Below are 24,482 nucleotides of genomic sequence, written 5' to 3'. Positions count from 1 at the left end.
GGAAGCACTGCGTAGCCCCGGGACAGTGCATCCGCCGGCTCCACTACCAAGCACGGCCGATGCGGACGAACATCAATGGTCGCGAGGATCGCCGGTTTGCCCAACCGGCGATCGTGGGCTATGTTGCGCGCCCCACGCCGATGAGCTCGCAACACCTTGGATCACCAAATAGGCCAGCCGCGCAGGCGCAGACGCACAGTCGGCAGTGACCGCGCCTTAGCCACCAGACATTCTTCCGGACCATGCGCTCAATCCGCCGAGAAAAGAGGACAGGGGACGTGAAGCGAACAGATCGAATGGCGGGATCAGACACACGAACCTCCTAAACAGGAACTGCTCAGACCACCAATCACACAAGTCTGGGATTGCCATCTCTCCGCCCCTGCCCGTCGAGCAGCTCCTCGTCCCACCTTGCATTTTCGGGACGTTGTACATTGACATGGCCCCAGCCGAGGTTCCAGTCTTTTGCCGCCAACTCTCGTCTGCCGTGAGCGAATGCCCACTATCAATCCGCCGGGAAGTCGACAACTTCGGACGCGATAAGAACTGCCCGGCAAATAGGCACGCGAGGGTCACCGTCGTGCGATCCGCGGTGGCTGTCCGCTATTGCTGTGGTGTGGACCGGACGGGGGACTCGTCCAGGGCGGGCTGGGAGGAAGCGCCGGACGTTCGGGAAAACCCCCGCATCCTCGTCTACGGATGCGTCATGATCACGGGCATGCACCCTCGTGACAAAGAGATATGGCGGGCGATCGACCAGGGCCTCAGGACGATCGACTGGGAGGCGTGGTTCGGTTGTCCGGAGGGCGCCGACTATCTCTCCCCCGCAGGTCACGAGGTGACCGCACGCGCCGTGGCTGGCCTCACCGCGTTCTTCAACAGCCGCTGGCTGCCCAAGGCCGTGGTCCCCTCCCCCGCCCGGGGTCAGGCCAGCGACACCTTCGTCGGTCTGGGCCGACACGCCCCAGTGCTCCAGTTCATGAACGGAGCCGCGCCGGGAGCATGGGTGGAGGCGGTGCGGTGGTGGGCCGCGTACGCCTATCTGGAGAAAGCCGGGGTGCCCGGCATTGCCTCGGTCAAGCGGGATGCACGCCGCGACGTCACCCTGTCCCGGTTCCTGCACTCCCAGACACAGGCCCGGCTCGCGCTCATGGGGGCGGCCCGCGGACTCCCGGTCGAGCTGGAGCCGGCGAAAGCCAGCGGTGGTCCCGGCGACGTCCGTGTCGGCCCCGTCTTCATCGAGGTCGTCACCCTCGCCGAGGACCAGAAGAGCCAGGACCACGAGAGGTTCCGCCAGAACCTCCAGGCTCACCTCTTCACTCTGGACAGGGGCCGTGACATCTACTGGGAAGGCGACCTCCCCGAACTCCTCAACGGCGACGCCTTCGAGGCATGGAAGAAGCGGACCGAGGAGGCCGCCCAACAGTGCGCTGCCTCGGGGGCCGCGGTCGATGTTCTCAGCAACGCCGGCAGGCGGCTGACCGTCCACCCTGGCACGGCGCCCCAGTGCACCACTCTGACCGGTGACACGGTGGAGAGCGACCAGGGCAGGCGGCTCCTGGGCAAGGTGCGTGGCAAGTGCGTCAAGACGGCGGGGGCGGGCACTGCGTGGATCTGGGTGGAGGACCACAGCGGCCTCTTCCACGTCCCGACGCCCTTCGCGGGGATGTCGCTCGCCGCCAAGACCGATGCACTCGCAGACCTGTTGGGGCCACTGCTGGCGGAGTACGTCCATGTTGCCGGGATCGTCGTCTCGAATGCAGCCCGTCGGCGCCTGCCGCTTCCGCCCGACGAGGACGCGCTTCGCCCCGCTGCACAGGGTTTCCAGCGGGGGCTGCCCCTCGACCGGGTCCGGGAGACGATCGTGATCCCCCGGCGAATCCTCCTGCCTGAACAAACCGGCCTGATAGCCAGAATGTGCGATGCCGAAGCTGATGCGCTCGACTGGGCTCTGGGGCAGCTCGGTGTTCCCCAGGGCGTGACGTCGCTGCTGGCCGACTCGTCGACGCCGCACAGGGTTTCCCCTCTGTGGACGCCGTGAGCCGGCCGAGGCGGTAGGACGGCGTTGAGACGGCATGCTGGAGTCCGGTGAGGGTGGGACAGTGAGGCTAGACCGCGAACCCCTCGTGCGGGATGGCCCGTTCCCAGGCGGCCTCGAACGAGCCGGTCACCATCTTGACCGTGGCCGGGTTCTCGTTGAACAACCGGGGCTGCATGGGTCCAGGCGGACCGTTAGAGGATGTTCCAGGGGAGCTGCCCGTCCCTCCTTCTGAGCCCGTCGACTCGCCGCTGGATCTCGCTCAAAGACTCAGGAGCATGTCGAACTTTTCGCGCGTTAGTGGTGATCATGCGCAGCTCCCGAATATCACGCAAAACCGAGTAGCCAGCGCATTTCGTTACGTCCCACCCGTAGGCGCTCGCGAACGTTTGGTAGTGAGCTTGGCCGTAGCCGAACCGCCGGCAGTGGACTTCGACCGTGACGAGATCCCATTCCGGCTGGCCATGGGCGACCGTGTCCCAGTCGCATAGCACCGCAGATCCGTCGGCGGTGTGCAACGCGTTTCGGTGCTGTGGGTCGCCCTGTATCAGCCCGGGGGCAAGCGCGAATTGAACGTCCCGCAGTTCCCCCTCGAGTCGGTCCGCCTCCTCCTCCATGTATCGGATGGCTGCGGCAGGAAGACATGTGATCACGTTCAGAGAGCGGCGGATCGCTCGGACGTTGTCGTGCTCGGCAAGGGCAATCGGGGGCGGGGGCAGCGAGTGGAGCGCCTTAAGGGGCCCGGCCAGCTGCCCGGCCGCCACCGGGTGCTCGGGTTGTGGCAGGTATGTCCAGAAGGTGACGGCGTGCCCATCGACGATCAACGGCTGATCGCAGGGGTGCAGAGAGACAGTAGGAAAGCCTGCTTCGACGAGCCAGCGCACGAAGGTAACTGTGCGCGCAACGCTCTCGGCGTCCGTTCCCTTCCGAGCGATCTTGGCCACCACCTGCTCTTTCTCCAGGAGGAGAACCGCGTTGGTGTGACCGCGCAGGAGACGCGCATCACGGCTGTCGAGCCCGGCCTTCGTACAGGCCCGCTCTAGTACCTGGTACATCTCGAACTCGTCGAACCCACCCGGGGTCGGCGTGATTGTCATGTCGCACAGGCTTACCGACGAGAGCCCGTCCTGTCACATCCGGCCTGGCGGCAGCTCGATGATCTCAAGAAGCTCGCGTGCTGCCCGGCCTGTCCGTATCACCGACGGAAGGACCTGTACAACCTCGCGGGCCCTCTCCTCTACGATGGGTGTGCGGTGGGCGGGGTCCATTCGCAGGAAGGTGGCGCCGGCCAGCTGACACGCTTCATCAGGGCTTCGGTCCCGCGCGTAGCAGATGGCTGCTTCAAGCCGGAGAAGCGCGGGATCGATCCCTGTCGTGTCCCGGTAGAGGACGAGCGCCTCCTCCTGTACCTGGCGTGCCTCGCGCGTGTGTCCGAGAGCCGTCAGCGTCCCGCTCTTGTAGAGCAGGAAGCGGCGCTCCGGGAACGCGAAGGCATCATCCGCCACATCCCCGCCGAACTGCTCGAACACCTTCGCCGCGTAGCGAAGTGCGGCTTCGGCTTCCTCAGTGGCACCCAGCTTGGCCAGGGCTCGGGCTTCTGCTGCCGCCGCGAAGGCGTGTGTGGCGCTGACACTGGCCCGTGATCTGCTGATGACCCTGGCCTCCCGGCAGAGGTTCACCGCATTGGCGATCGGGCCGTAGTAGAAGGGCAGCATCGCGGCCTGAGCCCTGACTCTCGCTCGAAGCTCGGAGTTACCGCTGTCGTCGGCGGCTGTACGCGCTGTGGCGTACCAGGATCGCGACCGCGGAAGGTCGCCGAGCTTCATGAGCGCATCGGCAATCAGGGTGGAAAGCATCGCCGTCAGCTCAGAGAGCCGGACTTGGACGGCAGCCGGCTGTCGGCTTGCAGCAAGCTCCTCGACCTCGGCAAGCAGGTCCAAGAGGCGGGTGAGCATCGGGGCCGGCGGGGTGGAGATGTACTCCTGGCTGGCCCAAAGGACCATCTCGTCGATGTGGTCCAGCTGGCTGGAGTTGACCGTCGCGGAGGCCAGGGTACGGTCCACCGCACGCCGCGCGGCGTCGACCCTGTGCGAGAGGTGCTCGGCAGCCGTCGGGATCCGCTCGCCGATGGCGGACATGGGGGTGACCTCGGCGCGGTGCCCATGCCGGGAGCCTGCCCGGAGGACGGCGCCGGCGACCGCCTCGGTGTCGTCCAGACCCAGATCCCCGGGCGAGCAGCCATAGAAGGCGGCGAGCACGAGCACGGTGGAACGAAGCGGTTGATGCCCTCCCGTTTCCCAGAGCCGCAGCTGTTCCACGGTGACCCGGGGGGCCCTGTCCAGGTCAGAGACGAGCTCGCGGATCTGGTCCGCTGCCTCGGTCAGGGTGAGGCCCATGGCCAGACGCTGTGCGCGCAAGGGGGAGACGGAGCAGTGCGCCTGAATCGTGCGGGCGATCTCGTCGGTTGACTGTCCTCGTTCGGCACCGCTCTCACGTAACCGCTTTGCACAGGACGGACGATGAGGTCCAGGACCACGTCGCATGGAGTTGATTCCCTTCGAACTCGCCGACCAGCGTACTGACATGCTGTCCGCTCTGTGACAAGAAAACGCGGCTCCGCCAAGTACGGCCCTGAAAATACGTGAAGCGTCACGTAAGCCCGTCACGTTTACGTGAACCGTCACGGTTGCCGCTCTTGGTCCACGAGGGCAACTCTTGCCCTCCTCGGGCTTCCCGAGACCACAAGCCGCTCGCCAGCCACGGCACCTGACGGTCCTGGCTCGTGAGCCCGCGGGTGCCGCCGTGCTCCGGATATCGGCCGGCGGCACCCGCCATCCAGGATTGGGGGTGCGCTCAATGACGACGACTCGGAAGACCGGGCAGTTCCTCGCTGCCCTGGCGCACGATGTCGAGACGGAACTGACTACGATCCGGCTCGCGAACTCGGAACAGGCCGTGCCCCAGTCGCGGCAGTTCCTCCAGGAAAAGCTCATCGGCTGGGGATTCAGCCGCAAGGACGAGCTGATGGACCGCGTCCTTCTCGTGGCCAGCGAGCTGGTGACGAACTCCGTGCTTCATGGTCGAACTCGGCCGATGGGCGAGACCGAGACGCTCGGGCTGTCGCTCTCCGTCAAACCCGGCGCGGCACTCGGCATCCTGGTGACCGACAACTCGCCGAAGGTTCCCGCACCGGTGTTCCGACCCGACACCGCGGACGGTGGGCGCGGTCTCCGGCTCGTCTCCGCGATTGCCGACCACTGGACGGCTGCTCCCGCGACACGTGACGGAGAGGTTATCGGCAAGGGAGTGTGGGCCTTCTTCCGCTGGCCGGGCGAGGCGGAGGTACCCGCTCGTAAGCGCAAGGTCGCCTCGATCGGATGCACGGCTGTGGAGGCGCGGTGATCGTCTCCATCGGCGGTCGGCCGCGTACGGGCAAGTCGGAATTGGCCGGGCATCTCGCGATCGTCATCGGCGGGGTCCTGCCCGACCTCGCCCAACTGCGAACCGTGCTGTTTCCTACGTCCCGCACCACGTCGCACGAGCAAGCGGCCCGCCTCTACGAGTGGCTGTTGCAGGCCGCGGTGTGGAATCTCCACCAGCACCCCACTTCCCCGGTAGTCCTCGACGCTCATCCCCTCACACGGGCCCGCGATGTGCGAGCGCTCGGGCATCTCGCCGGCGGTATCGGCCACCGCCTTCACGTCATTGAATGCGTCCGCACAGCCCCTGTGTCGGAGGTTCCACCCGCTCAAAAGGCCCACCAGGACGCTGAAGGGCCCCCGGGAGATGCCCGGTGCGCGGGTTCGATTCTGGCTCCGAAGATCGTCGTGGACACCCGACAGCCCATGGCCGAGTGCATCGCGGAGATTCTGCACGCATTCGCCGGCTCCCCTAGAACTGAGCGATTTCCGCACGCGCCGCATCCGTACGCCAGCGAGCCTCCCACGGCTCATTCCTGCCACTGCTAGCCGCACGACGAACGGAGTAGAGCGAACGTCCGTCTGGCTCCCCTAGCCTCTCCCGGCCTCCGAGCGCTCCGCAACCTCCGCTCGGGTGCCCGCCCCTGGGAACTGGCCACCGGAAGCCGCTGACTTGCTCGTCTACCGCTCCCGTCTCCTGCCGTACCCACAAGGACTCCCACCATGTGCCAGCATCAACCCCCGTGCCCGAGCGCCGATTCCGCAGATCGTGAGGCGGCCCGTCTCTCGGCTCATTACCCCGAGCAGGGGTGGAGCCTTCTGTGCAACGGCGTCTTACTCTTCGATGACACCGGCGAACTGCTCCCCGACGGCCAGATCGTCGCCCCTCACCGTGCTCTGCCGACGGCGGTGGCAGCGTGAAGCTCCCTTCCCCGCGTCCCCCCGCGGAGATTCCCCACCATCCGCGGCGGGCGGGCCGGATCGAGGACCACGGCCTCGTCGGCAACGGGCGCACCAGCGCGCTGGTCGACCGCGACGGCAACATCGACTGGATGTGTCTGCCGCGCTTCGACTCCGCAGCCGCGTTCACCGCGCTGCTGGGCAGCGAGAACCACGGCATGTGGCTCATCGGGCCCGCCGGGCCGCACGGCACCGCGCCCGCCGCCGACGGGCAGCGCTATCTCGACGGCACGCTGATCCTGGAATCCACGTGGATCACTCCCTCCGGCACCATCCAGCTTCTCGACTTCATGCCCTTCGCCGAAGAGGACGACGTGACGCAGCTGGTCCGGATCGTCAAGGGCGTCAGCGGCCGGGTCCCGATGCGGTCCATCCTGCGGGCCCGCCCCGGTTACGGCCGGGCTGTTCCGCGGCTCGACATCGCCGGCCGCCGGGCAAACGTCGGCCTGGGCGAGGGCCGCCTGTGGCTCGACACCGACGCTCGCACCCGCGCATCCGGCGGCGACCTGATCTCCGAGTTCAGCGTCGCGAAGGACGAGCAACTGGCCTTCACACTCGCATGGCAGCCCGGAGGCCACGAGCCGCCGCCGCTTCCCGCACCGGGAGGGCTGCTGAAGCAGAGCGAGGACTTCTGGGCGGGCTGGACGGCCAAGTCCACGTACTCCGGCCCCCACTGGGAGGCGGCCGAGCGCTCTCTCATCACGTTGAAGGCGCTCCAGTACAGACCGACCGGCGGATTCGTGGCCGCTCCGACCACCTCGCTGCCCGAGGAAATCGGCGGCGAGCGCAACTGGGACTACCGCTACTGCTGGCCTCGTGACTCCGCCATGACGGTCGAGGCCCTTCTCAGCTGCGGCTACTCGGAGGAGGCACGGGCCTGGATCGGCTGGTTGCGAACAGCCATCGGCGGCCGGCCCGAGAACCTGCAGGCCATCTACCGCGTCGATGGCAGCCGAGAGCTGACCGAGGCCGAGCTCAGCTGGCTGCCTGGCTTCGAGAACTCCGCCCCGGTCCGCATCGGGAACGGAGCCGCGAAGCAGCTACAGCTCGACGTGTACGGCGAGATCGTCGGCGCCCTGTACGCGGCCCAGGAGCACGATCCGGAGCTGGCTCCTGTCGTAGCCCCGATCATCACGGACCTCGTCGCGTGCCTGGAGATCCTTTGGGAGCAGCCGGACGAGGGAATCTGGGAGGTCCGTGGTCCGCGCCGACACTTCGTGCACTCCAAGGTGATGGCCTGGTGCGCGGTCGACCGTGCGGTCAGGCTCATCGAGGGCGGCCGTGCCGACGGGCCACTGCCGAGGTGGCGTGAGCTGCGCGACGCGATCCACCAGCAGGTGTGCGAGCGCGGGTACGAAGAGGAGCGCAACACGTTCACGCAGTCGTACGGTTCGACGGAGCTGGACGTCTCCCTGTTGCAGATCGTGACGACGGGGTTCCTGCCACCAGACGACAAGCGGGTCATCGGCACGGTCGAGGCGATCCAGCAGGAGCTGTCCACGACAGGCGGGTTCCTGCTGCGCTACCGCACCGGGGGCGAGGTGCCGGGCGTCGACGGCCTGGCCGGCAACGAGGGCACCTTCCTCATCGGCTCGGGGTGGTTGATCGTGGCGCTCTGCGCCATCGGCCGCGTCGACGAAGCCGAGATCCACCTGGAGAGCCTGCTCCGGGTCCGCAGCGACCTCGGCCTGCTCGCCGAGGAGTGGGACGTCCAGCACCAGCGCCAACTGGGCAACTTCCCGCAGGGGTTCTCCCACATCGCTGTCATTCAGGCGATCCGGGCCGTCGCAACCGCCCGCGCCGCTCAGGGGCGCCGGATCGCTGCGGGGGTGATCGGGCGGTGAGCGCTTGTTCTTCGTTACCGGCGGGTGGGCTGAGCCAGACCCGGGGGCGACACCGGGCTCCGCACGGCCGGACCTCCGGCCTCGTCCTGATCGGGGCGAACCTGATCGGCCTTACGTTGGTCGGCTGTGTGGTCGCTGAGCAGTCCCACGACTCCCGCGATTTTGAAGCAGCGGTGACGGTCCCAGACATGGCTTCTGCCGAAGAGCAGCCGTCCACGACGACGGCCAACGCCACGGCAGCATCCGACCTCACGGCCCGCTCGGTTGGCCTCGCAGAACCCGGGGCGGCGGTATGAGCACCGATTCCATCGACATCGCCGTGCATGCGGGCGCCCTGCCGGACGTGCTGTGTGAGCAGCTCGCGGTCGTCGGACAGCAGGGCATCGCGGGGTTCAGCGACGACCGCCCGGTCAGTGCCTCGCTGGTGCGGTCGAGGCTGACGAACGCGCTGACCGGCGCGCCTCCGGTACTCGTGCTCGCCAGGGCCGGCGAGGAGCTGGTCGGGTGGTGCGCGGTCCGGCACCCCGAACCGCACGAGGCTCGCGCCCGTTTGTGGGGGCCGGTCGTCGATCCGCGCGTACGCCGGTCCGGTCTGGGTTCGCGGCTGCTGCGAGAGGTCACCGGACTGGTCGTGTGGCCGCTGGTGACCACGGATGTGCCGGTGGACCGGCCGGGCGCCGCCGAGTTCTTCGCCAGAGCGGAGTGGCGCGTGCTGCACGAGGTCACCGTCCTGCGCAGCGTCCCGGTCCTGCGGGATACGACGACCACCACCAACGGCGCCGGGTTCGCCGACCTGGAGGATTACGTCGCTGCGGCGGCGCGCCGGTTCGGCGGGTACCCGGCTGGGTTCGCTGAGGCGACGCTCCGGCGGTGGCGGGACGACCCACGTTTCCGGCCCGAGCACCTGCTGCTCGACCCGCCGACCGGATCGCTGCTGCTGGCCCTCGCCCAGCACAGCGAAGCCGGCAGCGAGCTGCTCCTGGCGGAGGTGTGGGCGGAACCCGCCGCACGCCGACCGCTGATCCAGGCCGCGCGCACACTGGCTGCCCACCAGGGCCTGGAGGTCGTACGCGCGGTGACCCGTGACGATCCAGCGCCGTTCATCGCCTGCGGCATGACCGTCGGGGGCCGCTGCCTGATCTTCACACCACCCGGCGACCGCTAAACACCGGGTCTTCACCATCGACCTCGCCTGAATTAAGGGGAATTCCATGTCGCTTTGTCTGGAGCCGCCCGTGGTCCACTCGGTCGACTTCGTCGGCCGGAGGGCCGAGGCCCAGCAGCTGACCGAAGTGCTTGTCGAGCGCCTGCGTGCCGCTCCCTTCGTACGCGAGGTGCGTTTCGACGACGAGCAGGGATCGTGGGTGTGCATGCTCGCCGAGGGCGGGCGGGGGCGTCTGGCGCTGGCCGCGCCGGCCGATCCCGCCGCGGTCGCGGACCGGACCCACCGGATCGTGGCGACCTTCGAGAAGGGCTGCCTCGCCGACCAAGCCTTCTTCTTCAAGACCGTCACCCATCTGCCGTTCACCGACTCCGAGATGGCCGCCGTCACCTCGGAGCTGCCCTTGACGAGCACGCTGCCGGAACGCTGGCCGGACAAGCCGCTCGCCGACGTCGGGCTGGTCCTGACCATCCACCACATGCGGGACTTCCTCGTCCTGGTCAACAGCCTGGTCGAGCTCGGCGTCGATCCGGCGCACATGACGGTGATCGACAAGGAGTACCCGTACGCCCACTCCCGTCGTGTCGACGCCCACCTCGTGCAGCTGCTCGGGATCACGGTGCGGCGCTACCAGGACCTGCGCGCGGGGCTGGAGGACCATGTGTCGCGGGTGACCGCGGCCGGCAAGCGCAGCATCGTCATGGACGACGGCGGATACGTCCTGCCGACGGTGCTGCGGGAACTTCCCGAGAGCGCCGGGCACTTCATCGGTCTCGTGGAGCAGACCACCTCCGGCATCCGGAAGGTGGCCGGGCTCAACCTGCCACTCCCGCTGTTCAGCGTGGCCGAGAGCGACATGAAGGGCATGATCGAGTCCTACGGCATCGCCGACGCCGCGGTCCGCAACACCCTGCGGCTGCTGCCGGACGAGAAGTTCGAGGGCCAGGCCGCGCTCGTGCTCGGCTTCGGCCGGATCGGCCGCGAGGTCGCCCGCGTCCTGGACAGCCGGCGGATGCGAGTGGCGGTGTTCGACGCCGACATCACCCGCCTGGTCGCCGCACACGAGGAAGGCTTCCTCACCGGCCGGTCGCTGACCGAGCTGGTGAACTCCCACCAACCGCGGCTGGTCATCGGCTGCGTCGGCAGCCGCAGCTTCGGTCTGGAGCACGCCAGGCTCCTGCCCCCTCGTTCGTTCCTGGTCAGCACCACGAGCCGGAACTACGAGTTCGCGCTGGACGAGCTGCGCGAGGGCAGCAAGGCGGTGACGGACCGGGGCGTGCTCGGCACCGGCTACCTGCTCCCCGACGGGTCGGAGATCGTCGTCGTGGGCCATGGCATGCCCATCAACTTCCACTTCGCCGAGAGCCTGTCCAACAGGTACGTGGACCTGGTGATGGCCGGGCTCGCCGTCGGCGCGGTCGCGGTGGCCCACGAAGACGAACGGCTGCAGCCCGGACACAACCTCGTCGCCACCAACGAGATCCTGGCCGAATCCGGGATCGTCGACGCCTACTACCAGCTGTACGGCCCCGCCGTCACCACGGCGACGAGGAGCGGACATGGCTGAGCGGATCTTCACCCTCGACGACCTGGCCCGGGTCGAGTCGGTCTGCCCCTGCCTGTCCTGTCACCTGGGTGCCGCGTTCGCCCAGCACTTGACCAACCTGCGCGCCGGCTTCCCCGGGCGGGTCACGCCGCTGGGACACCGGGGCGCGGGGCCGGGGAAGACCGCCGTGCCGCACCTGGTCACCCTGCGCCTCGGGCAGCGGCTGCTCGACGTCGTGGTGTGGGAGGAGATGAGTCCCGCCCAGCTCGCCGCGTGGCTCCCGTACGCCGAAACCCGCGCGCGTGTGCCGCAGCTGGCCGGCCGAATACCTCGTCTGGTCCGCATCCGCCAGGCCCTGCGTGCCGGCGCGTTCACCCTCTCGGGGGAGGCCGGCGCCGCGCTGGCGGGCGGCCGTTACCCCTCGTTCCGATTCTTCGTCGAGCACTGGGCCCAGATCAAGAAGGAGTTCTCCGCATGAACACCGAATCCACCGGATCCACCGACTTCGGCGCCGTCGGCACCGACTACGCCGCCTATTCCGAGGGCGGGCGCGGCCGACTGCGGCACGAGATCGTGGCGCGCCGCGTCCTGGAAGAGCTCGGCGGCAAGCCCGCCCGTGTCCTGGACGTCGGCTGCGGCGACGGCGAGATGGTGCTGCGCCTGGCCGCCGCAGGGCATCACGTCACCGGGGCCGAGGTCTCCTCCGACATGGTCAAGCGCGCCGAGGAGAAGCTGGCCGCGGCCTGCCTGACTGACCGCGTGAGGCTCGTCGAGGCCGACATCTACGACCTGCCCTTCGAGGGCGAGGTCTTCGACGCGGTGTGCTGCCACGGCGTCGTGATGTACCTGCCCGACTCCGCCGAGCCCATCGCCAATCTCGCCCGGCTTGTCGCCCCCGGCGGCATCCTCAGCGTTCTCACCAAGAACACCCTCGCTGTCGGAGTGCGCGAGGCGCTGCGCGGCGAGTACGACTCGGCGCTGGCGCAGATCGAGACAGCCCAGGCCGCGAGCATGGGCAACCTTGGCATCATCACGCGCGGCGATGCCCCCTACCGCCTGAACCAGCTCGCCAGCGACAACGGTCTGACGCCGCTGCCCTGGCAGGGTGTGCGCATCTTCCACGACCACCTCGGAAAGGATTGGCAGCCGGAGGAGGACGTCTTCCAGAAGGCGCTGGCGGTGGAGTGGGCCGCCTCCATCCGCAGCCCCTACCGGGAGCTCGGCCGTCTCGTGCACGCGGTCGCCCGCCGCGAGGTCACCGCATGACCACGGTTCCTGTCAGGCCGCTGACCGTCGGCGCCCTCGCTCGCGACCTCGTCGCGAACGCGCGCCAGGCGGTCAGCGCCCTGCGCTGCTACGAGACGCTCGCAGCACTCTGGGTCCGGTCCGAAGACCGTCGTCTGCCGACGGCCGAGCGGCTGCGGGCCTCCACCCTGCGCGCTGCCGGGCGGCTCATCTGCGGCGAGATGCAGGTGGCGGCCCCAGACGCAGATCTCGTGCCACGTGAGCTGACCAGCGACGAGTCGATCGTGCGTCTCCCGGCGTCCCTGGCCGTCCAGGGCGTGGAGTGGCCCGACATCGTCCAGCTCTCCGAGAGGTGGCTGTCAGCCCGGTCGGACGGATGGCCGGTCGCGGTGGTGGGCGTGCGGACGGGCGGGGCCTATCTCGCTCCTCTCGTCGCCGCCCGCCTCGCCCGCGAAGGGCTCGACGTCCACCTCGCCTCCGTGCGACCGGGCGAGCGAATCACGCCGGGCCGGCGCAGGGTCCTGCTGGTGGACGACCCGCCGCTGACGGGCCGGACCTTGGTGTCCCTCGCTCAGCGCCTGGCCGAGCGCGGCAGCACCGACGTCCTGGTGCCAGCCTTCCGTGACGACGACGTCCAACCGCTGCGGGACGCCGGCATCTCGGTTACCGTCCTGCCGCGTTCCTGCTGGGCCTCCACCCGCCGCCTCGCCCTCAGGGCCTTCGGCACCTACCTGACCACGGAGGTCACGTGGACGAGCGGCACCGAAGCTCCAGTGAGCCTGGTCGGCTTCCGCCCAGGGCGGGAGAACTCCGCGCTGGCCCCGTGGCCGGGCCTGCGGCACCGCTCGCCCGCCCGATCCGCCTTCACGCTGTCGACCCAGCACGGCCGACAGCAGGTGGTGGCGTCCTGGGTTCCGCCCGGCATCTTCGGTGACGCGGCCCGCGCGACGGCCACCGCGTTGTCGAGCGCTCTGACGCCAGCCACGGTGGGCGTCGCACCGGCCATGGTGATCAGCGAAGATCTGAGCGCGTCCACCCAACTGACCCCGCGTGGGGACTTCTGGCTCGACGACGCAGTCGGCTATGCGCTGGACCGCTCCGTCCAGCTCCCTGTTGCGATGAGCCTGCGCGCTCCCGCTCCCATCCCGGCGGCCTTGAAGACGGTCGCCACCGCGCTCACCAGCGGCAACCCAGGGATGGTCCTGCCCCGGCTGCACCGTTGGGTGATGTCGATAGGGTCCTCGGTGCCGGATGGCCGGTGCGAGGCAGAGAAGTGGCTCATCAACGCCGAAGGCGGCCTGCGCAAGACCGGCCACCTCACCCACGCCTATCGCCGCGACAACGAACTGCTCACCCCGCTCATCGACCTGGCCGCGATCGTCGTCGCCTTCGGCACTGACCTGAAGACGGTGGCCGCCGCCGTCGACCGGCACCTGTCCGACGATGAATCCTGCCTGCCGGCTCTCGCGACGGCCATGCTCTGCTACGGCACCGCCCGGGGAGAACAACTGCCCCGCACCTACAACCCGGAGCGAGCTGCAGCCACGGCGCGAGAGGCGCACCGTCTCCAGCGGGCCATGATCGATGCCGCGCTCGTCCTGCAGGAAGCCCTTCACATCCCCGTCAGCGTCAGGACGCCCGTACTTCGCCGGTGGCGGCACCAGCCCGCGGCTCTGCTCCAGCCCATGCTGCCCTTCCGAGGCCGTCCCGCGCCCAAGGCTCCGCAGATCGATACCCGGAGCGTCGAGGAAGCGGTCACCCAGTGGGCCGAGGGCCGGTTCGAGCCGGTGCTGGAGGACGGCTCCCTGCTGCTGGCACCGCTCGAACCTGCCTCGACCTGGCAGCACGCCACCGCCGCGCTCGGTGACCTCGCCGCCCGGCTCCCCCACCCCCACCTGCTCGCCTGGTGCGGCGTGCCCCTCGTCCAGCTGGAGGAAACGTGCTGATCTTCGACTTCGACGGCGTCCTGCACGACTCCCGCGAACGGGCCTGGAGCGCCTACCAGACCGTCCGAGGGGAGATGGAGTTGTGGGAGCTGCCAGACCTGGCCGGCCCGGAGGAGCTGCCGCTGATCTACCGGGGCGTGCTCAGCCAGTCGCTGACCCGCTGGATCCCGTACGAGACGGCCGAGCGTTTCTGGCAGCGGCACGCACGGCTGGCCGACCTCACCGCCGGCGAGGAAGAGCGCGGTGTCATCCCCGACCTTGTCGGCATCCTCGGCGAACTCGCGAGCGGTCCCGGTACGGCATCGTCACCGGCAGCCACCGCACCACGGTCGAGCGCCTGCTGCGAAGGAACCTCGACGAGGACGCGATGCCGCAGGTGCTGCTCTCACGAGACGAGGCCGGTAGCAAGGCGCTCAAACTCCAGCTGGTACACCGGCAATACGGTGCGACTGCCTACGTCGGCGACACCGGCAGCGACGTCCGTCACGCCCACGCCGCCGACCTGCAGGCCGTCGCCGTCAGCTACGGATACGCCGACGCTGACGACCTCACCGCCGCCGGTCCTAACCTCGTCCTCGACACAGCGGCCGAGCTCGCCTCATGGTGCCGTGTCTGGCATCGTGGCGGCCATCGGAACGGCCTTCGGCATCATGACCCAGATGAACCAGGCCCTCGCCCGGCAGTAGGCGGCAGCGCGTAACGCCGGGGTCGCACCATCTGGACGGAGCGACCCGCGCTGGGGCCTTCAATCTCATGGCCGATTCCCAGCCTCAAGCACCCCTGATCCGTTCCAGGGCCTCGTCCTCACGGGGAGCAAAAGGAGGGCCTGGGTGAGGTGGGGGCGGACCCGGCCGCTCTGCGTCCCGCGGGTCGCAAGGGCCAGGGCCTTGCCCGTGGACTCCGTTCCGGCGCGGTGGGAAGGACCCTAGGCGATGGAGGTCGGGCCGAGCTTGTCGGCGACGGCGTCCAGGGCGGCCCGCCACGGGTACGTGGCGGGATTGCCCTGGCCCGGTTCGTTCGGGATGAAGCCGCCTTCGCCGTACAGCACCCGGACCCCGGCGCTCCGTAGGGCGTCGATCGAGCGCTCGAACTGCGGGTGCGCGACGTATGCCCGGTTCACGCACGGCATCATCGCCATGGGGATGCCCTTGCCGATGCCCTCGGCAACTACGCCGACGAGCCACTTGTCCGTGATCCCGAGCGCCCACTGATTGATCGTGTTGAAGGTCGCCGGCGCGACGATGACGGCGTCCGGCTTCGGCCACACGTCCGGCTGTCCGGGGAGACGGTAGTCCCAGCGGACGGGGTGGCCGGTGAGAGCGGCGAGGCCGTCGAGGGAATCGGCGAGCCAGCGGGCGGCCGTCGGGGTGAGACCGAGGCATACGTCCCAGCCGTCTGCCTGCGCCTCCTCGATAACGCGAGCGACGTCGAAAACGGGCGGGGCCGCGCTGCTGAACAGGTACAGGGTCGGAGTGGTCATGAGGGTATCCGATCACAGCCAGGTGGCCGCCAACTCGGCGGAGTCCCTTGTGAATCCGCCTCTCGCGGCAGAGAGCAGCGCGTAGCGTTCCGGGTGACGGGTCAGAGACGGGAGTCCGGTATGCCGACGCGGGACGGGAACCACACCGGTACGCGGATCAAGGAGCAACGGAGGCTGGCGGGGCTGACGCAGCGGGAGCTGTCGGACCGGATTCCGTACTCGTACAGCTGGCTCACCCAGGTCGAGTGCGGAGCCCGGCCGGCGTCCTCGGACTTCGTCGCGGCCGTCGCGCGAGCGCTGCGGATCGATGTCACGGTGTTGACGGGTCAGCCGTACATAACCCAGATGCAGGAGGACCGGCTGGCGGAGCTCATCCGGCCGATTCGCGAGTCCCTCGACCTGTACGACCTCGGCGACGATCCCCAGGTCACCACGCGCACGGCCGAGGAGCTCGTCACTGCCACCGAGGTGCTGTGTGCCCATGTCCGCGCCACCCACCTACACGCGGCGGCGGCAGCCCTTCCCGACGTCATCACGGAGCTGACCGTCCTGTGCTGGCGCTCGCCGACGACGGAGCTATGGCGGGCCCTGGGTTCCGCCTACCGCACCGCGCACGACGTCACGGTGAAGCTGGGGTACTTCGATCTCGCCAGCGTCGCCCTCGACCGGCTCGGCTGGGCCGCGGAGCGGGCCTCGGATCCCTGCCTGGCGGCCATGCGGCAGTACTTCCGGGGGCTGGTCTACTTCCGCGAAGGGGAGTACGGCATCGGCCTGCGCCTGGTCGGCTCCGGCCACAGACTGCTCGACCCAGGCAACTCGACCCGCGAAGCCCTCACCGTCGCTGGCCAGCTTCATCTCGGCGGTTCCGTGCTGGCGGCGCGGGCGGAGGACGCGAGCGCGGCCGCCGACCACATCGCACGGGCCCGCGAGTACGCGGGGCGGGTCGGCGACGCCAGCAAGGTGCACTGGCTCAATTTCGGCCCAGCGAACGTGGCCTTGCACGAAATGACCGTGGCGATGGAGATGCGTCAGTACGACGAGGCGCTGCGGCAAGCCAAGGCGATCAAGCTGCCGGCCTCGATCGCGACGTCCCGCCGCGCGCACTTCTTCATCGACCGGGCCCGCATTGAGATGGAACTGGGCAAAGCAGAGCCGTCGTTGAGGTCGCTCTGGGCGGCGCGGCGGGCGGCGCCGGAGCAGACCCGCTATCACCCTGGTGCCAGGGAGACGATCCGCGGGCTCGTTCACCTCTCCCGCCGGACACCGGAGCCTCTGCGGAACATGGCGGGCTGGATCGGCATGTAGGGGCAGCTGGGACTCTCGCTCAAGTGAAAGAGTTTCCAGGGTCCTCAGTGGCCACGATGGCGGCGTGAGCGATGACACGGACCTGACCGAGGAATTGTTGGACGGGCTGTCTCCCGAAGCAGTGGAGCAGGCCCGTGCGGCCATGGCGCGCCGCGAGGGACCCGCTGACGTGGAGACCTGCGACTACTGCCGGTCCGTCAGCGAGACGATGTTCCAGGCGCTCGCGGACGACAAGGGCTTCGAGGAGCAGGTGGAGGTGGCCTACTTCCACATCCACAACGCACACGTGGACCCGGACACCGAGGGGTCGGCGACCTAAGGCTCCTCCGGCTTGCGCCGGCCGAACCCTGTCGGCGGCCCGCGCTCACGCACCAACCCCTCGTGGTCGAAGCCGACGCCGAGCGGGGTGTCCCCGCCGCTTCCCCGTGCATCGGCAGTGGGGCCACCCCGCCCCCCGTACTGTCACCGCCGCCCGCCGGACGCGGGCCAGAGCCTTACCGCCTGCCGATCGAAGGAGGCTTCATGCCCGATTCACCGCACGCCTTACCCTCCGAGAGGATTGTCATTCTCGGCGCCGGCCCTTGTGGCCTGGCCTGTGCGGACGAGTTGAAGCGGCTGGGTCACCGTTCCTGGACGCTGCTGGAGGCGGCCCCTCTGCCCGGCGGACTTGCCTCGTCCGTGGTCGATCCGGCCGGCTTCACCTGGGACCTGGGCGGGCACGTCGTCTTCTCCCACTTCGGCGAGTTCGACAAGCTGCTTGCCGAGCTGTTCGCCCCCGACGAGTTGCTGCATCACGACCGGTCCTCCTACATCCGCTTCCGCGACCGGTGGGTGCCCTACCCCTTCCAGCAGTACCTCCATCGCCTCCCGGCCGAGGACGCCGAGGCGTGTGTGCACGATCTCCTTCGCGCCTGCCAACGGCGCGAGGAGGGAATGGCCGCGGGTATGGACTTCGCCACGTGGCTGCAGGCGATGTACGGATCGGGCCTGGTGGAGCGGTTCTTCGGCCCGTACAACTCCAAGGTCTGGGCGATGCCTCCTGAGCAGATGGCCTCGTCCTGGGTCGCCGAACGCGTCGCCCCGGTCGATCCCAGTGAAATCCTGGCTGCCTTCTCGGGGACCGCCCCGCCGGCCCTCCGGTGGGGACCCAACGCCACCTTCGCCTTCCCCGCCCGCGGCGGCACCGGAGAGATCTGGCGCCGCCTGGCCGCACGGCTCGACGTCGGCCTGCGGACGTCAGTCCGCGCGGTCGCCGTCGACCCGGCCGCCCGCACCGTCACGCTCTCCGACGGCGAGCTCATCGGCTTCGACCACCTGGTGGCCACCGGTCCACTTGACCAGCTCTCCGCCATCACGGCCGGCGCCCCGGGCACGGTGCGAGCGGCAGCCGGACGGCTGCGGCACACCACGGTGGCCATGGTCGGCCTCGGCTACGAGGCCCCCACCACCGACGAACGGTCCTGGCTGTACTTCCCCCAGCCTGAAGTGCCGTTCTACCGGGCCACGAACTTCAGCAAGTACGCGCCCGCCAACGTCCCCGGCGCCGACACAACGGCGTTCAGCGCGTGGATGACCGAGACCTCTCTGCTGCCGGGGACCCGGCTGGACCGCCACCGGCTCATACGCGACTGCGACCAGGCCCTGCGGCGTCACGGCCTCGTGCCCGAGGACGCGCCGCTGGCCAGTACCCACCTGGAACTGATCGACTACGCCTACCCGATACCCACCCTCGACCGTGATGAGGCCCTGGACACAGTGGTGCCGTGGATGGAGTCCCAAGGGATCTACTCACGAGGCCGGTTCGGGACGTGGCGGTACGAGATCGGCAACATGGACCACGCCGTGAAGATGGGCATCGACATCGCCCGACGCCTGGTGCACGGCACCACTGAAGAACTCCTCATGCAGGCACCCGACGCCATGGCGACAGCGGGGGGACGGAGGTGAGCAGCCGCAGCAACGGGACGGTCGCCTTCGCCGGGCACTGCTTCGACGTCCGCACCGACGAGACCTTCCACGCTGACCAGAGCATCCACCTGCTGAACTTCTCCCCCGAGACCTCGCCAGCACCGCTGTGCGGGCAGCTCACGCAGATACGCATACACCACAGCGAAGACCTCTTTCGCGACCATGGGGCCCGTCTGGCCGGTGCACAGTCGCTGGAGGTGTTGCCGTTCCGCGGCGAGCCGTACCTGTCCTCACGGCTCGGGCAGGTCCGCTGGTGGAGGCCCGACCCCGCCTCGCACCTGCCGGCAGATCACCTGTTCGCCCGCGACGCGACGGGTCGGCTGCACATCGTGCTGCACCCAGGGACCGACCGCGGCGAGCGGTATGCCCTGCGGGTGATCCGCGAGGTCGTCCTGCGCTGTGCCGAACACCGGGGCTGGACCGCCTTCCACGCCGCAGCCGCCACGGTCGACGACCACGGGGTACTGATCGTCGGCCCATCCGGGGCCGGCAAGACGACCCTGCTCACGGCCCTGGCCGCCCACCATCGCGCCGACCTCGTCGGCTCTGACCGCGTACTGGTCACCGAGTCGGCCGCGAAAGTGGTCGGGGTACCGATCTCGGTCCGGATCGCCGGCGGCACCCTGTCCGCGCTAGCCCCGAACAGCAGCCTGCCGCCGCACAGCGTGCTGCCAACCGACTTCGGCACGTCCCGCAAAGCCTCGTACACCCCGCACGACTTCGCTGGCGCCTTCACCGTCCGTGTGAGGGAAAGCGCCCCGCTGCGGCTCGTCGTGCTCCCGCAGCTCCATGACGACGACCGGGACATCAGCATCGCCTTCCCGGGCGCGACGGCGGCTCGCGCCGCGCTCACCGCCGTGTGCTGCACCCCGCACGACGAGGACTGGCTGCACCCGTGGTTCGCCGACCGCACCCGTCCCGAGGGCGAACTGGCCCGGCAGGCCGCCGACGTCATGGACGACCTGGTCGCCCGAGTGCCAGCGATGCAGGTGACCGCCGGTGTGCGCACCCCTCACCTGCTGGAACGGATCGCAGACGCCGTCACAAGGAGGCTCCCGTGATACCCAAGCGCATCGCGCTGGTCGGCCCGGTGGCCTCCGGGAAGTCCACCCTCGCCACCGCCATCGCCGCCCACACCGGACTGCCCCACCTCGACCTGGACGAGCTGTTCTGGGGACCGAGGTGGACCCCTGTCGGCCCAGAGCTCTTCCACGCCCGCGTCCGAGACGCCCTGGCCTCGGACATCTGGATCGCCGACGGCAACTACGGCGGCGAAGTCGGCGAGAGGCTGCTGGCCCGCGCCGAACTCGTCATCTGGCTCGACCTGCCGCTGAGGGTCTGCCTGCCCCGGCTGATCCGCCGCTCGCTCCGGCGGGCCGGCACCCAGCAGGAGTTGTTCGCCGGCAACCGGGAGACCTTCAGCCACCTGCTCGCCCGCGACTCGATCCTGTGGTGGGGCCCGGCCCACCACCGCCGGCACCGCCGCCGCTGGGCCGAACATCTCCGCCCGGACCAGGCCGACGGCCAGCCCGTCGTCCACCTCAACCGCCCCCACGCCGTCACCGGCCGACTGCGGTCCCTCGGTCTACTCGCCCCGAAGGAGGCGTGAGCCGCCGTGATCGCCTCCGTCGTACGCGTCCCCTGGCACACCGCCCACGGCGGCTACGACCGCCTTCTCGACCACCTCCCCGAAGTCCGCCGCATCACCCCACCGTCCGGACCGCTCGCCACCAGGGCGGCCGGTCAGGCCCACCGCCTGCTCGCCCGAAGCTGCCCGCTGCCCTTCTACCCGGCCGAGCACTTCGCCACCGACCTGCACCTGCTGGCCTCTCGCTCGGCCGCCCACGTGCTGTACGGGGACGAGCAATACTGGTTCTCCCGCCGCCGCCTCGGCCCGACCGCCGTCACCTATCACCAGCCGCCCACACACCTCCAGCAGCACCTGCCGGCCCGCACGTGGCGAAAGCTCGCGCCGACTGCCGAACGCATCGTCGTCCTCGACCCGCACCAGCAGACGTTCTTCGCCGACCTGGTGCCCGCCGACCGCGTACACCTGGTACCCCACGGGATCGACACCACCGCCTTCACTCCGGCGCCCGCACCGCCACCGTCGGACCGGCCGCTGGTGCTGACTGTCGGCTGGTGGCTGCGGGACTGGACCGTCCTGGATGCGGTCCACGACCGGCTGCACCGCCGCTACAGCGACGGCGTCGAGCTGGTCGTCGTCACCCGCCAGGCCCGTACCCGGGCCTGGCACCCGGCTGCTCGCGTCCTCGAAGGAGTCGCCGAGCAGACCCTGGTCGCGCTGTACCGGCAGGCAGCCGTAATGCTGCTGCCGCTACTCGACGCGACCGCCAACAACGCGCTCCTGGAGGCGATGGCCTGCGGCACGCCGGTCGTCGCCACCGACGTCGGCGGCATCCGCCACTACACGGGAGAGGCAGCCCAGCTCCCCCCACCCGGCAACGCCGTCGCGGCGACGGAGGCGGTGGAGAAGGTCCTCGCCGAGACCGGCACCGCCGCGCACGCCGCCAGGCGGGCCTCCGCCCGCGAACGGGCGGAACAGTTCGCCTGGCCCCTCGTCGCCGACCAAATGCGCAGCGTCTACCGACTGATGGAGGAAGCACGGTGACCACGGCCGAGATGTGGCTGCAGGCCACCGTGCCCGTCCTGCTGACACTGCTGCTGGCCCGCGCGCTGTGGGCCTTGATCGCGGTCGAGGTATGCGCGAGATGGCTCCTCGCCTCCGCCGATAGCACACCCACTGGGACGCAGGCGGGGAAGGACGCGGTGCCGTGGCTGGTGGTGCTACTGCCGATGCTGCGCGAGCAGACCATCGCGGAGGAGACGGTGACCGCATTCAGGGCACTGGACTACCCGCGCGACCGCGCCGCCGTCGTGGTCATCACCACCGAACGCGAAGTCTCCGCACGCGCCGGACACCGCGACCGGCTTGCGGCCCTGGCAGCCCACGCCCCGCTGGAGGCAGGGCAGTTGCGGGGCCTGTTCCCGGCCGCCCGCTGCCGCAAGGTCGCCGAGACGGTCAACGCCGAACGACCAGCCGACCGGCTACGGGTGCTGACCGAACTGTTCGACACCGAGCCGACCACCGCCGACATCGTGACGGCCCTCGCCGCCCGCCTGCCGGACGGAGGGCTGCCGCTGGTGCACCTCCACCAGCCCGATATCGGCGGACGCAAGGCCGGACAGCTCAACTTCGCCCTCGACCGCCTGCAGCGGGTTCTCGGCCCGCTCGGGTGGAGGGAGGACGAGCACGCAGACGACACGTACGCAGTGGTCTACGACGCCGACGCGGCCCCCGACCACCGCACCCTTCAGGCGTTCGCCACCGAGGCCACCGCGCACCGGACCCGCACCCGGCACGCCCCGGCCCTCATCCAGCAGCAGCGGCTGCCGCTGCTGGCCCGCCGCCCCTTCCCGGCCGGCCCCGTCGGTCTGCTACTGGAGGGGGAATGGGCCTACCAGCTGCGGCGCTCCCTCGGCATCGAACTCGCCCGCGTCCGCCTCCACCGCTTCCTGGCCGCCTCCAGTCTGCCGGAGGCGGTCCGGGTGTGGCTGCGGCCCATGGTGTACGGGGTGGGCTGCGGCATGGCCGTCCATCTCCCTGCCGTCCGAGCGCTCGGCGGCTTCCCCGAACCGATGGAAGACCTCGGCACCGGGCACCGGCTGTCCCTGCTCGGCGCCGACCTCACCGCCTCCACCGTCGCCGTCCTCGACGAGCCCTACACCGAACCCTCCGGACTGGCCAACCTCCACGCGCTGGCCTTCACCGCCTCCGCCCGCCCGGACCGCCACGCTGCCGCCGTCGCGCACCTTCCCACCACCCTCTCCCGCCCAGCCAAGATGGTCCTGGTGGCCCGGGAATGGGCGGACGAGGCCGCCTGGCTGCTCGGCGCCCCGCTGATGGCGGCGGCCGTCCTGTCCGCCTGGTGGGCCGGGCCCGTCTGGACGGTCGCCGCAACGGCCGGTGTGCTACTGCACGGCCCCGTGGCCACCGCCCGGCTACTGGCCCTCGCCCCGGCCCTGCACGCGGCCGTCATCCCACCGCCCGGTCTCGCCGCCCTGCCCCGGACGTCCCCGGCACACCTTGCATCGCTGGTGGCAGCCAGCCCGTTCCAGCCATTCGTACGACTGGCCGGACCCTGGCAGCTGATCTTCGCGAAGGCGGCCGGACGCCACCGCGGTTTCGGCAAGACTGAACGCTGACAACCCTTCCCACCCACCACCGAAGCAGAGTTGGAGCCCACTCGTGGCCGAGCCTGTCACGCCTACCATCCGCACCTCCGCCAAAGCCGTCGTCGTCCACGATGGTCAGGTCCTGCTCCAACGAGCCAACTGGGAGGGCCAGGACTGCTACTTCCTGCCCGGCGGCGGCCAGAACCCCGGCGAACCCCTCAACCAGACCGCCCGCCGCGAGGTCCACGAGGAAACCGGCCTGACCGTCACCGTGGACAAGCTTCTGTGGCTGCGCGAGTACATCGGCGCCAACCATGACCACGCCGACACCGAGGCCGGCACCCACCGCATCGAAGCGATCTTCCACTGCACCCCCGAAGACGACCCCGGCCGCCTCGGCGGACACGCCGAAGACGACGTGCAGACCGGTCTGGAATGGGTGGAACTGGAGAAGGTTCCCGGTCTGAACCTGCTGCCCCACGCCCTCCGGCAGCCAATCGCCGCCCTCGCCACGGGCCAGCCCTCATCCGGCTATCTCGGCGACGTCGCCTGAACCCGTGGCGGCGATAGACGGCAGGGTCCCTGACGGTGCCCGAGAGATCACGACCGGACAGGCCAACCGCGTCTGGTACGTCGACGGCCCAGTGCCGTATGTACTCAAGCACTACAGCGACCCGAACCGCGCCGCCAACGAGGCCGCCGCCCTGGCCCTCCTCACCACGCACGGCGCCCCGGCTCCCGAGCTCCTCGGGGCCGGCCCCGGGGACAGACCGGCGTGGACCGCGCAGACCGCGGTCCACGCTGAGCCTGTGCCCGCCGGCCAGCTCCTTCACGAGCTGGCCGGCCCCCTCGCCGCCATCCACCGCATCACGGGCCCCCATACCGGTCGGCTAGCCGGAGCCCGGCAGTACCGGACCTGGCACCACTACCTTCACGGCCGTCTCGACACGTACACGACTGCCGCACCCGACCTCGCGCCCGCCGCGGCAGCTCTCCGCCGCCAGCTTGACACCACGGACCTGGACATCGAGCCCAGACTGCTGCACCACGACCTGCAGCCGGGCCACCTCGTCAGGCCCGCGGCCGACGGGGTACTGCTGCTCGACTGGGAACTCGCCGCCTTCGGCGACCCGCTGTCCGACCTCGCCCGCCTCGCCGTCCGTCTCGACCTGACCGACCCCACCGACGTGCTTCAGGTCGCCCACCAGCCCGCTCCGAACGCCGTCCACAGAGTCCAGGTGTACTGGCGCATTCATCAGCTCGCCGACGCAGCCCTCAGCACCGATCCGGACGTACGGCAACGCGGTCGGGCTCGCCTGGGGCGAGAGCTGTACCCACTCCTTCCCTCGTGAACCACGACCTGTCGCAGGCC

22 protein-coding genes are annotated in these 24,482 nt (G+C 69.7%); 19 read left to right on the top strand and 3 right to left on the bottom strand.

Translation table 11 applies throughout. From position 1 onward, the window contains the following. The first annotated feature begins 706 nt into the window (after positions 1-706). Positions 707-2,041 carry a hypothetical protein gene (locus ACFVU3_RS19695; protein ID WP_390067722.1) on the top strand — a complete coding sequence of 445 codons (1,335 nt, stop codon included), beginning with the start codon at positions 707-709 and terminating at the stop codon, positions 2,039-2,041. Positions 2,042-2,232: 191 nt separating this feature from the next. On the opposite strand, the gene ACFVU3_RS19690 is transcribed toward ACFVU3_RS19695, so the two are convergent. Both ACFVU3_RS19690 and ACFVU3_RS19685 read right to left on the bottom strand, forming a co-directional pair. Continuing rightward, positions 2,233-3,135, bottom strand: a complete 903-nt coding sequence (locus ACFVU3_RS19690) for a phosphotransferase family protein (protein ID WP_390067720.1) — start codon at positions 3,133-3,135, stop codon at positions 2,233-2,235. A gap of 33 nt (positions 3,136-3,168) precedes the next feature. Beyond that, positions 3,169-4,434, bottom strand: coding sequence for an XRE family transcriptional regulator (locus tag ACFVU3_RS19685; protein ID WP_390067718.1), 1,266 nt, complete (start codon positions 4,432-4,434; stop codon positions 3,169-3,171). A 460-nt stretch (positions 4,435-4,894) separates the two neighbouring features. Here ACFVU3_RS19685 and ACFVU3_RS19680 point away from each other — a divergent pair, with 460 nt between their 5' ends. The 9 genes from ACFVU3_RS19680 to ACFVU3_RS19640 all read left to right on the top strand — a co-directional run bounded on the left by ACFVU3_RS19680 (position 4,895) and on the right by ACFVU3_RS19640 (position 14,860). Further along, a complete protein-coding gene (locus ACFVU3_RS19680; protein WP_390067716.1) occupies positions 4,895-5,440 on the top strand; it encodes an ATP-binding protein in 546 nt (181 codons plus the stop codon). A gap of 740 nt (positions 5,441-6,180) precedes the next feature. Next, positions 6,181-6,378, top strand: a complete 198-nt coding sequence (locus tag ACFVU3_RS19675) for a DUF5999 family protein (protein WP_390067715.1) — start codon at positions 6,181-6,183, stop codon at positions 6,376-6,378. After that, positions 6,375-8,261, top strand: a complete 1,887-nt coding sequence (locus ACFVU3_RS19670; protein WP_390067713.1) for a glycoside hydrolase family 15 protein — start codon at positions 6,375-6,377, stop codon at positions 8,259-8,261. Before ACFVU3_RS19675 ends, ACFVU3_RS19670 begins: the two co-directional genes overlap by 4 nt. Before the next feature lie 292 nt (positions 8,262-8,553). Then, positions 8,554-9,426: a GNAT family N-acetyltransferase gene (locus tag ACFVU3_RS19665; RefSeq protein ID WP_390067711.1), complete on the top strand. Its 873-nt coding sequence runs from the start codon at positions 8,554-8,556 to the stop codon at positions 9,424-9,426. A 46-nt stretch (positions 9,427-9,472) separates the two neighbouring features. Next, positions 9,473-10,990: a hypothetical protein gene (locus tag ACFVU3_RS19660; protein ID WP_390067709.1), complete on the top strand. Its 1,518-nt coding sequence runs from the start codon at positions 9,473-9,475 to the stop codon at positions 10,988-10,990. Next, positions 10,983-11,447 carry a hypothetical protein gene (locus ACFVU3_RS19655; protein WP_390067708.1) on the top strand — a complete coding sequence of 155 codons (465 nt, stop codon included), beginning with the start codon at positions 10,983-10,985 and terminating at the stop codon, positions 11,445-11,447. Before ACFVU3_RS19660 ends, ACFVU3_RS19655 begins: the two co-directional genes overlap by 8 nt. Then, a complete protein-coding gene (locus ACFVU3_RS19650; RefSeq protein WP_390067706.1) occupies positions 11,444-12,235 on the top strand; it encodes a class I SAM-dependent methyltransferase in 792 nt (263 codons plus the stop codon). The genes ACFVU3_RS19655 and ACFVU3_RS19650 overlap by 4 nt, the downstream gene beginning before the upstream one ends. Then, positions 12,232-14,160 carry a hypothetical protein gene (locus ACFVU3_RS19645; RefSeq protein ID WP_390067704.1) on the top strand — a complete coding sequence of 643 codons (1,929 nt, stop codon included), beginning with the start codon at positions 12,232-12,234 and terminating at the stop codon, positions 14,158-14,160. The genes ACFVU3_RS19650 and ACFVU3_RS19645 overlap by 4 nt, the downstream gene beginning before the upstream one ends. 367 nt (positions 14,161-14,527) lie before the next feature. Continuing rightward, entirely contained in the window at positions 14,528-14,860 is a 333-nt protein-coding gene (locus tag ACFVU3_RS19640; protein WP_390067702.1) for an HAD family hydrolase, read from the top strand. Between the two features lie 225 nt (positions 14,861-15,085). Here ACFVU3_RS19640 and ACFVU3_RS19635 read toward each other — a convergent pair whose 3' ends face one another. Beyond that, positions 15,086-15,640 (bottom strand): flavoprotein, encoded by a 555-nt coding sequence (locus tag ACFVU3_RS19635; protein ID WP_390067701.1) that lies wholly within the window; start codon positions 15,638-15,640, stop codon positions 15,086-15,088. Between the two features lie 120 nt (positions 15,641-15,760). Here ACFVU3_RS19635 and ACFVU3_RS19630 point away from each other — a divergent pair, with 120 nt between their 5' ends. The 9 genes from ACFVU3_RS19630 to ACFVU3_RS19590 all read left to right on the top strand — a co-directional run bounded on the left by ACFVU3_RS19630 (position 15,761) and on the right by ACFVU3_RS19590 (position 24,462). Beyond that, positions 15,761-16,945, top strand: a complete 1,185-nt coding sequence (locus tag ACFVU3_RS19630) for a helix-turn-helix domain-containing protein (protein WP_390067699.1) — start codon at positions 15,761-15,763, stop codon at positions 16,943-16,945. A gap of 64 nt (positions 16,946-17,009) precedes the next feature. Beyond that, on the top strand, positions 17,010-17,264 hold the full coding sequence (locus tag ACFVU3_RS19625; RefSeq protein ID WP_390067697.1) for a hypothetical protein: 255 nt from the start codon (positions 17,010-17,012) through the stop codon (positions 17,262-17,264). Between the two features lie 203 nt (positions 17,265-17,467). Then, positions 17,468-18,892, top strand: a complete 1,425-nt coding sequence (locus ACFVU3_RS19620; protein WP_390067695.1) for a protoporphyrinogen/coproporphyrinogen oxidase — start codon at positions 17,468-17,470, stop codon at positions 18,890-18,892. After that, positions 18,889-19,974, top strand: coding sequence for an ATP-binding protein (locus ACFVU3_RS19615; RefSeq protein ID WP_390067693.1), 1,086 nt, complete (start codon positions 18,889-18,891; stop codon positions 19,972-19,974). The genes ACFVU3_RS19620 and ACFVU3_RS19615 overlap by 4 nt, the downstream gene beginning before the upstream one ends. After that, entirely contained in the window at positions 19,971-20,522 is a 552-nt protein-coding gene (locus ACFVU3_RS19610; protein ID WP_390067692.1) for a hypothetical protein, read from the top strand. The genes ACFVU3_RS19615 and ACFVU3_RS19610 overlap by 4 nt, the downstream gene beginning before the upstream one ends. Before the next feature lie 6 nt (positions 20,523-20,528). Beyond that, positions 20,529-21,545, top strand: coding sequence for a glycosyltransferase family 4 protein (locus ACFVU3_RS19605; RefSeq protein ID WP_390067690.1), 1,017 nt, complete (start codon positions 20,529-20,531; stop codon positions 21,543-21,545). Then, positions 21,542-23,140 carry a hypothetical protein gene (locus tag ACFVU3_RS19600; protein WP_390067688.1) on the top strand — a complete coding sequence of 533 codons (1,599 nt, stop codon included), beginning with the start codon at positions 21,542-21,544 and terminating at the stop codon, positions 23,138-23,140. Before ACFVU3_RS19605 ends, ACFVU3_RS19600 begins: the two co-directional genes overlap by 4 nt. A gap of 43 nt (positions 23,141-23,183) precedes the next feature. Further along, the gene (locus ACFVU3_RS19595; RefSeq protein ID WP_390067686.1) at positions 23,184-23,663 is read left to right on the top strand and encodes an NUDIX domain-containing protein; all 480 of its coding nucleotides are present in this window, start codon (positions 23,184-23,186) and stop codon (positions 23,661-23,663) included. Positions 23,664-23,667: 4 nt separating this feature from the next. Then, positions 23,668-24,462: a phosphotransferase family protein gene (locus tag ACFVU3_RS19590; RefSeq protein WP_390067684.1), complete on the top strand. Its 795-nt coding sequence runs from the start codon at positions 23,668-23,670 to the stop codon at positions 24,460-24,462. Positions 24,463-24,482: the final 20 nt, after the last annotated feature.

Origin of the sequence: Streptomyces sp. NPDC058052, from assembly GCF_042885515.1 — a bacterium.
Taxonomy (GTDB): Bacteria; Actinomycetota; Actinomycetes; order Streptomycetales; family Streptomycetaceae; genus Streptomyces.
The sequence above is the reverse complement of the archived record's forward strand: the minus strand, read 5'-3'. Positions and strand labels throughout refer to the sequence as shown.